This is a genomic window from Variovorax sp. H27-G14, from assembly GCF_046156345.1.
Taxonomy (GTDB): domain Bacteria; phylum Pseudomonadota; class Gammaproteobacteria; order Burkholderiales; family Burkholderiaceae_C; genus Variovorax.
The window spans coordinates 26,640-37,384 of the sequence record NZ_JAYLVN010000033.1 but is presented as its reverse complement, the minus strand read 5'-3'; the positions used below and the strand labels follow the sequence as shown (position 1 = coordinate 37,384).

The following is a 10,745-nucleotide window of genomic DNA, read 5'->3' as shown; positions in this document are numbered from 1 at the left end:
CTTGCTGCCGTGGTGCGGCATCTATGCAGGGAAACTGGCGGAAACACTAGCGCCCTCACTGCTGTAGTGTCGAGGTACGGCGGGGATGGCCTAACATAGCTCCCCGCACACATCACGCACGAGAATCCCGCACGATGGCATACATCACCAAGCACAGAGACGGCTGGCGCGCTCAGGTGCAAAAGCATGGCGTCCGAACATCCTTCGTCGCTGCCACCAAGCGAGAGGCCCAGCAATGGGCCATGAAAAAGGAATCTGAGCTAGAGAGCACGAAGAATTCCAAGGGCATGACCCTTGAGCAAGGCGCCGCAAAATATGTATCGACGTTCAGCCAGCAAAAGGCCCCGAAGTCTGCAGCAGCTGAAGAGAAGCGCTTCCAAGAGTTCGTACTTTTTCTTGGAGGGCGCACCATGCTTTCAGCCATTGGCTCAGACCGAATCTCAGACTTCCGAGATCACCGTTTGAAGACGGTTTCTGGCTCAACCATCATCCGTGAATCGAGTTTGTTCCGACACTTCTTCCAGGTCGCCGTGGACGAATGGAAGATCATCGCCACGAATCCATACAAGGGAGTGAAGATGCCTGAGCACAACCCCCCTCGGCATCAAACGTGGACATGGAGACTGATCAAGCGGGTGTTGCGTGCGAAGAACCGAAACGAGCGTGAGCTAGAAACGATCAGGGCCTTCCATATCGCACTGCATACAGGCATGCGGTTAAGCGAGATCTTGGGCGCAACACTTGTCGGGAAAATCGCCGTACTGGAGCGAGACAAATCAAGCGGCAGGGTATCAGCGCCAGTGAAGGTGCCACTCGCGAGAAAGGGAGCGGCATTGTTTGCCAAGTACCCGCGCTTCACCATTCGGCCAGACATCGGAAGCGCGACGTTCTCGGATATGACCGATGAATTGCTCATCGATGGGCTAACTTTTCATGATGCTCGCGCTAGCGCTCTGACTTGGCTTTCTCGGCGCGTCGATGTGATGACCTTGGCACGCATCAGTCGGCACAAGAACATGAAAATCCTGATGGACACCTATTACCGCGAAACGGCAGAGCAGATCGCCGCACGCATCTAGCGCCTCGGCCAACTATCGATCAGGGTCTGCTCGTCGGAGGCGTGGGCATCAGCTGCTCTTGCCAGCTCCTGAACTTGAGCCGTGCACTCTCCGAGTACGTCTGCGACGGGATAGGCCGGCTGAGCTTGGGAATCGGCGGTGGCGCTGGGCAAGCTATCGCGACGGGAGGCGATGCGGATGGCGTTGAGCAGCCTGTCGCGCTCAGTACGCAGATTGTCAGCAGCGCCGCGCAGAGCGGCTTCACGGGTGCGAGCGGCATTGGCTGCCTCCAGTTGTCGGGTGTTGTTGTCGGCGGCCCTGCGGTCGTTGGCCGCTTGCAGGATGCGGGTTGTCTCGGAGACCGAGAGCTTGTAGTCGGACAGATCCTTGCGGGAGCCGGCAGAATCGGCACGGGCATTTGCCGCGCGCGTGCGCTCAATGCCAGCCGTGGCCAGCGCCGCCACCAGCCCCAGGCCGAGGACCCAGAGCAGCGGCGTTTTGAGGTCGGGCAGCATCACAGTGCCCCGCTACAGGTCGTGGCCTCATCGGCCCGCCGGTTGGCCAGGCCCTGCACAAACTTGTACCGGGGGGAGCCATCCGGATTTTTGCCGTCGCGCACGAACGACCAGACCAAGACGCCATCATCCCCACGTGCAATGCGCTGGCAACCCTTCTCCCACTCGCCACGGTTCCAGGCAGCCATGGCACCGCTACCGCACGTCGCCGGCGCACCGAGGTTCCATGCGTGCGAGGTCGCCATGTCGAAGACGATCTGCGTCGGTGACCGCTTGAAGCAAGGCGCCAACTGCGCCTGCACGCCGACAACGGCCGCGCGCTCTTCAACCTCACACTTCTCATCGGTCCACCGCTGGCCCACGATGATCGGCGTGGAGGTGACGTGCCGCGTCAGCCCATTGCATACGGTCGGCAGGCCGCCGGCCAGCTTGTCGCCGTAGACCACCAGCACCCGGGCCTTACCGCTCTCCCACTTCTGCAAGAAGCCCATGAGAAAGGGGCTACCAGCCACCAGCGTGGCGCCGGCCACAACGATGGTGCCCGCGACAGCACGGCCGTTCACGACAGGCCTCCAGGCTTGGTGAGCCCCTGCCGCGCGGCCCAGTCCTTGATCTTCTGCCCCCACTCAGATTCCTCGCGCCACCACTTGCGCACCAGGTACGCAATCTGGAGCACGACCAGCACGCCGGTGAGAAAGCCGGTCCAACTGATGTCTGCGTACCAGGCGATGCCGCCGGCGGGTGCGGTTCTTACGACGAGTTCGGTTGCAATGTCTTTGAGTTCTTGTTTCATGCCGTCCACTTAGAATGAAAAATGCCCGCTCGGTGGCGGGCTTGAATGGAGCCGAATGCATTTCGACCCGATATTTCTTGGCTGGATTGGTGCTATCTGCGTACTGGCACTGATCGACCATCTACGGGGAAAGTAGGCCGCCGCCGACCGCCAGGCCGGGCAGTAAGAGGCTCGGCCCCATCGACTGGCGCTCTGCTGGTGCGAGCAGTCCGGGCGCGAAGTCCTGAGCGCGGTTCTGGCTCATGCTCAACCGAATGTTCTTGATCGCAGGGCTGAAGTTCGGCCCAATGATCGGGATTTTGCTCAGTGCGTCGACCCCACGGCCCAGCAACAGAGCGCCTGAATTGCTGTTGTTCACCGCAGACCCGACAGGCTGGTTCATCATCAAGCTGGCGACGCGCCCGGTGTCTTTGAGTTGCTTTACCTCCTCGGGGGAAAAGAAGATGCCCAGCTTTTCATCGCCGATCTTGCGCAGCACAGCATTCAAAGCGGATTGCGAAACTTTCCCGGTCTCATCGGAAGCGCTGCTCATCGCTTGCTTTTTAATGTAGGTTGCCAGCGTGTCGCGAATGGTCCCCATCCCCTGCGGACCTACTTCCTTAGCGACTGACCTCGCATCGCCGACTGTTCCATTCAGAATGAACGCCTTCGCGATATTTTCAGGTTCGTTGGTGCGACCGTCACCGAGTGCGGCCTTCACCAGCGGCGAGCTCTCCTGATAGCCGTATTTAGCCGCAGTGGCACGGCGCGCTGCGTCTACGGCGTCGATGGCCGATCCAGGTTGGCTATCCGCCTGCCGCATTGCTGCGGTGAGCCCGGGCGACACTGGAGCAGTGCCAAAGTCGACGCCCCCCATATTGGTATTCGGGCGCATCTCTGCACCATCGAGCGCGCGCCCCATCACCCCGGCCGCATAACGCTGGTTGCCGTTCTGGTTTTCAGGGCTTGCCACTCGCGACAGTACGGAGCGAAGGTTGCGGTATTCCTGTGGAGTGAACGGTTGTTGGCCGGTCATGAAAGCTTGCAGTCGACCCGTGATCTCTTGCGGCATGAACCCAATCAGGCCTTCGTCGTCAACTGCCTTGAATGCGTCATGCAGAGGCTTGTTGCTGATCGGCTGCTTGTAGCCGGGCTCAGCGCGCGCTGCGGCCCACGCCGCCTTCTCTGCGCTCTGAAGGCTCGCATTCCTTCCCGCTACTTGATCTTGAATCAGCCGCCCGGCGGTGATCGGGTCCATTTCGCTGGCGCCCCCGAGCGCGTTCAGCTTGGAAACTAGAGCGCTGTTGTTTTGGTTCTGCAACAGCGGAAGTCCCTGCAGTTCTGTGGCATTCGAGTTTGCCCCCATCTTCGCAAGGTTCATCTCGCGAGTGATCTCCACCGGGTTCTGTGAAATCATCCCACGCGTGGGCGTAGCGCCGGGGATCGAGCGGAAGGCCGCAAGCCGGGAAACCGCCTCAGGACTCAGGTCCGCGCCTGCATTCAGCGAGGCCGCCATTTCTGTTCGCAAGGCGTTCTTCACGTTGGGTGCAAGCTGGGAATAATCCGTGCCGGCGCGCTCCAGAACCGAGCTCAACTGCACATCGAGTTGCGCGGGGGTCATTGCCGGAGTGACCGCGCGGCGAGCAATGCCGGTCACAGCGCTGGCCCCGCCCGGGACCAGGCCGCCGGCAATGCCGCCCAACAGCGAAGCGCCACCTTGCACCCATGCGTTGCCGCCGGCTTCGCGAGAAGCCCCGCCGGCCAACCCCGCCCCCGTAGCAGAAGCGAGTTGCTGTGTCGGATTGGCTGCGAGGCCAGTCATGACGGTGCCGACCATGCCCGGCACGCGCGAGGCAGCGTTCGCCGCTCCGCCCATGCCGCCAGCGCCCGCCATGAGTCGCGCAGCATCTCCGATGACGCGCTCGTTAGCGTTCTCTGGGCTTGGCAGCCCGACCCAGTCGGCGAACTTCGTTGCTTGCACGCCGAGCGGGGTCGACTTGGGCGGAGCCGCTTGGCCGGTCACCAGCCCCGACACACCGGCGGTTCGGTCTGGGAGGAACTTGTCCGTCAAATAGCGTAGCGGTTCGGTGCCGACCTGGGCGGCCTGTGCAAGACCCTCCAGACCATAGCGGGCCGTCAAGCCTAGCTGCCTTGGGATGCTGCTCACATTGGCGTTGATCGCTTGGCCGGCGGACACGGCGGCGGGCAAAGAGAGTGCATTTTTCTTCAGTGCAGCCTCGATGTCGCCCGCAGCCATGCCGTCCGGGAATTCGATGTTCTGGCCGTTCACCTCAACGTACTGAGCCATTTATTGCACCTTTTCCAGCTTGCCGGTTCCCGGGTTGAAGCGCATCGTCGCGACGGGTGTGGGGGGCTTTTGCGCCGCATCCGGCATTGGCGCAGCCTTGTAGAGAGCCACATTCCCCGCCATCGCCGGATCGGAGGACATGGCCTGCATCTTCGCTTCGTGCTGGGCGTACTTCCAACGGCCCGAGCGCTCGGCAGCTTGCGCGAGTTGGCGGATTTCGGGCGCCGTGAGGTCGTCGATACTTCCCGACGTGGCGCGTTCGGCGAGCGCACTTTCCTGATTGGTGATGGCGCCCTGCCCGCTCATCTGCTTACGTCCTTCTAGCGTGAGCTTCGCCATGTCCTGAATTGCACTGCGGGTGTTGGCGATCTTCTCTGCATCGTCCTTTCCAGGGATGCCCAAGGTGGATGCGATCTGCATGCCGCGCAGCCGCAGCGACGCGCCCGGGCCGCTCAGCACCTTGTCAGAGTCAAGCGCCTGCTGCATGCGCTGCGCAGAGGCAACCGACTGCGTGGCGCTGTTGGCGGCTTCCGAGCTCTCCTTGAGCAAGGCGCCTGCTTGGCCGCCGATTGAATTCGCCGTGGCTTGCCGGCCGGCGGCAGAAGCTGCTTCGTTCGCCGAGGGACCAGCGGCATAGTTGCTTGCTTGACCGAGTTGCGCATTCGTCATTCCGGACTGCAGCTTGAGGCGCGAAACTTCACGCCTCAATGCGGCGGCGTCGGCGGGGCTGTTGTCGGGCTTGGCGAGCTCGCTTTCGATGATGCGGATCGATTCCGCATTTGCGGCGTTTCGGTCGCCGCCAGCGTAGCCTGAAGACTGCACATTGCCACGCCCGCCGGCCATGGGGGCGACTACAGCGCCTTCGGTTGTGTATTCGTCGCGGCCGGTTTGCGGGTTGTATACCTTGATCGGCTTGTAGTTCGCTTGGGCGCCTTGGTAGGCGGCGAACGTGTCCACCGCCCCCTGCGGGGCAGAAACGACCGGCAGACCATCCGCGCCGATGCGAATCATCGAAGACTTTCCGTCCTGCGAGGTATTCAACTGCGGCAAGAATCCGGCGCCCTGCTTGTTCTTGTCGAAGATGTAGCCGTTGCTGACTTGCATGTCCGGAGCGCCACGTTTCATCAACATCTCGGCGATGCCTTTGCCGCCGTTGTTCAGCCGATCATTGATCAGTGCATCGATGGGAATGCCGTATTGTTGCGACCATTCCGCGAACTTCCCCCCGGGTGCCGCCATACCGCCAGGAGCGCCGCTAGGACTGCCCGCACTTTGCGGGATAAATCCAGCGCCAGCGCCATGCACATTCCCGCCAATGCCGCCGCCCATGTAATAGGCATCTTGCTTGGCCTGATTCGCGAGTGTTGCCTGCCGGATTTGGTTTTGTGAGTTGTTTTCGTCGATCTGCGATTGAATGTATTTCTGCTGCAGCATGGCTTTCTGGCGCTCTTGCTGTTGCGCCATCGCGCCGGCGAGACGCTGGCCGAAGCCGCTTTGATTCGGGTCGGTCGTAGGGCCGCCCGCAGCGAGCAGACCGATTCCCATCTGGGCTTCGGGCGTGTTCAGGAAGTCAAGGAGTCCGGGCATTTTTTCTCCTTACCAAGCACCATTGCCGGAAGCGGAAGCTGCAGCGTTGGCCCCGGTGTCGCCGATGCCGCCACCACCGTTGGCGCCCATGCCTCCAGAGGTCCAGAGGCGAGACAGGGGATTCGAAGGCGGCATTTGGTATGCGCTCGCTTGGCGGCCGTAGATGTCGTTGGGGTCCGAACCGCCGTTGGCGAAGTACTCACTCATGTCGCGGTATTCCTTGGTGCCCGGCTTCGGTGGCTGCATGCCGTACTTGAACGAGCCATAGCCCCCGCTGCCAAGCATCGTTTGCCCGTCGAAACTGGACATGTTGGCGCCGTTCAGCACGTCGCCCTGCTGCATGAAGTTGCCAGACTCAACGGGCGCGGCCACGCGCTCGGGGTTCGCGGTCGGGGTCTGCTTCGCCGGGTTGCTCAGCATCTGCAGCAAGCCGCCGTCGAAGTCGAACGCCTTGGGGCGTGCGGTCGGGTTGTTGCGGTCGTAGCCCAGCGACGGGTTGCTGCTCAGCTGCCCCAGCAGCGAAGGAATGAGCGCGTTCGTGTAGTTGTTCTGCTGGCCTAGGTTCTGGTACGCGGCGAGCTGCTGCGCGTTGAACGGCTGGGCTTCGTACTGGGCCTGCAGGGCTTGTCCCGATTTGATGTTGTTCATCATCCATGGAGCAGCAGCGGCCCATGGCTCTTTGCTCTGGCTCGATTGTTGAGAGCCGGCGCCGCCGTTCTTGTCTCCGGAGCCGCTCATGAGCGCACCGCCAACGACGCTTACAGCGGCCCCGCCAATAGCGCCCCACGTCATGCTGCCACCTCGATCGATTTGGTCATTGCGTTTTCTCCTAAAAGGAATTGTTCGTAGTCGGCGTAGGTCGGCGCGATCACATCGGCTTCGATCTTTGCGAGGTCGGTTTCGTTGGTCGGGTTCAAGTGGATCGTCGACCACACCGTGTCCGTCACAGCGAAGACGGCGCGCTTGGTGCCCGGGGCCGAAACCATCGTGACCGGGCCGTGTAGTTCTTTCACGCCACCGCCTTCGGTGAACACGCGGACGTGGCCTTGAGAGAGGATGTTCCCGTGCTGGTGCTTGTGGATCTTCCCGACAAGGAATGTGCCGGCCGGAATGAAGATCGTGCGCAGGTACATGCCTGGCGCGAAGACGTGCTGTAGCGGGCAGTCGACCGGGGGAAGGTCGCCGCATGCCGCTTGCAGGTTGAACAGGGCCCTACGCGCGCCTTCGTGCTTTGGCGCTTCTGCGCGCGCATGTGCGACTGCCCCTGCCCGGTCGGTTGCGTCGCCTGGCTGGAATGGGACGACGGTTTGATTCACAAGAACTGCCCGTAGTCTTGGTTGCCGTACTGGGCGCCAGTCCCGAAGCCGGTGTTGTTGGCTTGCGAAGCGGGCGTTTGCTGGTTGTTCCACCAGCCCATTGCGGCGCTGCCAAGCTGTGCCCCACCGAGCGCCGAGGTCAAGGGGCTGCTGCTGCTGCCCACCGTCGAATTGCTGTTCGTGACACCGCCGCCCGCACCCAGAGCGCTTGCCGCGTTGTTGAAGTTGTTCCAGTAGTTGTACGGCGTGTTCTGCATCGTCGTGCCGTTGTTCAGCGACTGCGTGTTGGAATTGTTCATCACCCCCAGCAGATTGACAGCGGTGTTCAGGTTCCCATTGTTCTGGGACCATGCATCGTTGTACGTGTCGCGCCCGAAGTTCTGGCCGGTCCAATATTGCGAGGCGTCAAAGCTCTTGTCGTATTGCGCCTTCTGCTGCGCGAGTTGCGATGCAGCGGTGGCCGCGCTGGTGTCGTAGCCGTAGCGCTGAGTTGAGTTGTTCAGCTCGTTCGATTTCGCCGAGGTGTCGTAGCCGTAGCGCTGCGCGTCTGCCATCAGCTTGGCATTCGCCATCGAAGCATTGGCATTGATCCCTGCAGCGCCCAGCGTGGCATTGGCTGAGGTGTCGGCTCCGTACATGCTGTTGGCGGTCTGCGCGCTGCGGTTCTGCGCGGAGTCGTAGGCACTGCCATACATCTTCGCCAGTTGGCCCGCGATGTCCTCGTTTGCACGCGACGTGGCCACGCCCTGCGCGATACCTTGGCGGGTGCCGCCGTACTGGCCCGCACTCTGCGCACCAGTGCTGATGCCCGGCATGATGACATTGTTGAGGTTGTCATTCACCGAGCGGGTGATCGAGTCGCCCTGCTGCTTGAGGTAGGGGTTATCTACGTCGCCAGAGAGGGCCTTGGCAAGGGCTGCGTCATATACGGGCATGATTTATCCTAGAAAGCGCCACGCGCTGTTTGAGTAGCAATAAACACCTCTGCCAGAGCCCGGATTCCAGGCGGTTCCTTCGGCAAGCCGAACCATTCCCTCGCGAGGCTTGAGCGGCGCCACGGTGGTGACTGGTAGTTGGAGGTCTGACAAAGTGGCAACGGCGTCTTGGAGCTTCTGCAGCTCCTGCCGCAGAAAGTCGGGCAGTGACTCGATGGCAGACGGGACGATTCCGGCCGTGTAGCGCTGGCCTGCGCCATAGGACGGCTTCACCAGCTACCCGCCTGCATCACGTCCACGTCGAACGAATCGAGCTTCCACTGAAGGGCGGTTCCCGATGAAAACTTGATCGCCATGTACCTCCCGGTGTCGAACAGGTCCGCAGACACCCCTGAGCCGATGACAAAGGGCACTGCAGGCTGGTAGACGGGCTCTGCGGAGGCCTCGGACGAGTGGCCCACCGACACCATCACGGTTTGCCCAGTGGTCCCGCTGATGCGCGGACGGATGCCGCGAATCGTCTTCATGTTCTGTGGCGCATCGAAGGACAAGCCGCGACGCTCAAGCCACGATGTGGGCGCGTTCAAGCCGAAGTTGGCCGATGCATCGAGCAGGTACAGCTTCTGGTCGTCGGAGGCCATCAGGACCCGGGCGCGGTCTGGCGTGTTCGCTGGCGCATTCCAGGCCGTGATGTCCGAGTCCCAGCTATTCGTGTCCGAATCCCACGACTGCTGAGAATCCGCATCCACCGACCCGTGGGCCGCGTGGTTGATGTTCGGCATGTCGCGGAACGTGACTGTCTTGTCCACCCAGTTCCACACCATCGCGCGCGTGATGCTCGAATCACCGGCCTGCGGGTAGCAGACGTAGACCTCGTTGAAATACGGGTTCTTGAAGACGAAACACCGGCCTGTCAGCTGGCTGTCGATGCTGCGAAAAAGGAACCTGCGCGCCTGCTTGTCGAGCACCGACGTAGCTTGTTGGCCGTCATGCACGACCACATCCGAGCCCGTGAGCACGAAGTGCATGCCGTCGATCTCTACGATGCAGTTCCGGTTCAGGGCACCCGAAGTCCCGAGCACCTTGGAAGCGTTGTAGATGAACGTGCCGCCCACGTAGTCCAGACGCCACACCGACGACTCTTTGTAGACCACCAGCGACGACCGCAAGGGCAGCGCATCAACGATGTAGTCGTACCCCTCGGACAGATCGAATTCGCCTGCTTCCTTGGTGATGTCTGCCGGGTCCCATGTCACCGGCACAGTGCCAGGGTCAGCCGGATGGCTCCACTTCACCATGTACGGGTAGCGCACGCCGGCCTTGGTCACGTCGAGCGCGATCAGGCTGTTCTTGTACGCTCGCATCACCGCGCATGTGGTGTTGGCCGGCCAGGCAGAAAGCACTGACGCCTTGCCTGTCAGCAGCCACTGCTGTGGCGGGTCGATGCCGTTGTTCAGGATCGGCACACCGCCCAGTACCGTCGAGGTCCAGGCGTTGCGCGTCGCCGTGTAGTCGACATCAACGGATGACGTTTGGCGGGTGATGTTCGTGTGCGTGGTGCCTTGAACCAGATAGATTTTCTTGTCGCTGGCGTAGATCCAACCGCGCACGCCTGCAACGGTGACGGGCAGCACATGCAGGGGAACAACCGGGGTGCCTGCGTAGGCCTCCCCATAGCCGTAGAACTGCGCTGCAGAGCCATCGATGAAGCGGATGTTGTTCGATCCCGTCCAGACGTTCGGCGGCAGCTCGTGTTGCGACACGTCGGCATTGATGCCGTATTGCCCAGCCGGGCCGATGCGAACGATGGGCATTAGGCGATTTCCTTCATGCGGGCCACGTCAGCGCGGGGAGCTCCGCCAAAACCTCGCCGAGAGTCGGCATGGGGCGATGCCCACCCTGAACATTCGCGAGAATTTCGTAGCAGGCGTGCCACGTCTCGTCGCGCGCCTCAACGGCGGCGTCACCTTCGGCCTGAAACTTTGGCACCGCGCTGGAAACGTAGGTGCAAGCGCTCAGAATCCCGTCGTAGTTGCGGGTACGCGCGAAGTTGTCCAAGCGCTCCTGTACAGCTTTCTGCACGTCAGCAATCGTGATTGGAAGAACGACAACCGGCTCGATGTAAATGAGCGCACCGAAGTCCGAAAGCACCTCATCCGTGAGCGGCTGCGCGAATGCGACGTTCGGGTGCAGGTCGTAGAAGGCGATGTCTTGCAGGATCTCGCCGGTGGCATTGAGTTTGATTTGCATGGTG

The 10,745-nt window shown here is 61.7% G+C and carries 11 protein-coding genes; 1 reads left to right on the top strand and 10 read right to left on the bottom strand.

All coding sequences use genetic code 11. The annotated features are described in order from the left end of the window. Positions 1–134 precede the first annotated feature (134 nt). Positions 135–1,079, top strand: a complete 945-nt coding sequence (locus VLK31_RS35030) for a tyrosine-type recombinase/integrase (protein ID WP_409173101.1) — start codon at positions 135–137, stop codon at positions 1,077–1,079. Here VLK31_RS35030 and VLK31_RS35025 read toward each other — a convergent pair. The 10 genes from VLK31_RS35025 to VLK31_RS34980 all read right to left on the bottom strand — a co-directional run bounded on the left by VLK31_RS35025 (position 1,076) and on the right by VLK31_RS34980 (position 10,741). Further along, on the bottom strand, positions 1,076–1,573 hold the full coding sequence (locus tag VLK31_RS35025) for a hypothetical protein (protein WP_409173100.1): 498 nt from the start codon (positions 1,571–1,573) through the stop codon (positions 1,076–1,078). The genes VLK31_RS35030 and VLK31_RS35025 overlap by 4 nt on opposite strands. Continuing rightward, positions 1,573–2,136 carry a lysozyme gene (locus VLK31_RS35020; protein WP_409173099.1) on the bottom strand — a complete coding sequence of 188 codons (564 nt, stop codon included), beginning with the start codon at positions 2,134–2,136 and terminating at the stop codon, positions 1,573–1,575. Before VLK31_RS35020 ends, VLK31_RS35025 begins: the two co-directional genes overlap by 1 nt. Further along, positions 2,133–2,366 carry a hypothetical protein gene (locus tag VLK31_RS35015; RefSeq protein ID WP_409171784.1) on the bottom strand — a complete coding sequence of 78 codons (234 nt, stop codon included), beginning with the start codon at positions 2,364–2,366 and terminating at the stop codon, positions 2,133–2,135. The genes VLK31_RS35020 and VLK31_RS35015 overlap by 4 nt, the downstream gene beginning before the upstream one ends. Positions 2,367–2,487: 121 nt before the next feature. Next, the gene (locus VLK31_RS35010) at positions 2,488–4,653 is read right to left on the bottom strand and encodes a hypothetical protein (RefSeq protein ID WP_409173098.1); all 2,166 of its coding nucleotides are present in this window, start codon (positions 4,651–4,653) and stop codon (positions 2,488–2,490) included. Beyond that, positions 4,654–6,240 carry a hypothetical protein gene (locus VLK31_RS35005; RefSeq protein ID WP_409173097.1) on the bottom strand — a complete coding sequence of 529 codons (1,587 nt, stop codon included), beginning with the start codon at positions 6,238–6,240 and terminating at the stop codon, positions 4,654–4,656. It lies immediately after the preceding gene. A 9-nt stretch (positions 6,241–6,249) separates the two neighbouring features. Beyond that, positions 6,250–6,978 (bottom strand): hypothetical protein, encoded by a 729-nt coding sequence (locus VLK31_RS35000; protein ID WP_409173096.1) that lies wholly within the window; start codon positions 6,976–6,978, stop codon positions 6,250–6,252. A 50-nt stretch (positions 6,979–7,028) separates the two neighbouring features. Then, positions 7,029–7,556 (bottom strand): hypothetical protein, encoded by a 528-nt coding sequence (locus tag VLK31_RS34995; protein ID WP_409173095.1) that lies wholly within the window; start codon positions 7,554–7,556, stop codon positions 7,029–7,031. Continuing rightward, positions 7,553–8,491 (bottom strand): hypothetical protein, encoded by a 939-nt coding sequence (locus VLK31_RS34990; protein ID WP_409173094.1) that lies wholly within the window; start codon positions 8,489–8,491, stop codon positions 7,553–7,555. The genes VLK31_RS34995 and VLK31_RS34990 overlap by 4 nt, the downstream gene beginning before the upstream one ends. Before the next feature lie 269 nt (positions 8,492–8,760). After that, positions 8,761–10,305, bottom strand: a complete 1,545-nt coding sequence (locus VLK31_RS34985) for a hypothetical protein (RefSeq protein ID WP_409173093.1) — start codon at positions 10,303–10,305, stop codon at positions 8,761–8,763. Between the two features lie 13 nt (positions 10,306–10,318). Then, positions 10,319–10,741 (bottom strand): hypothetical protein, encoded by a 423-nt coding sequence (locus VLK31_RS34980; RefSeq protein WP_409173092.1) that lies wholly within the window; start codon positions 10,739–10,741, stop codon positions 10,319–10,321. Positions 10,742–10,745 lie beyond the last annotated feature (4 nt).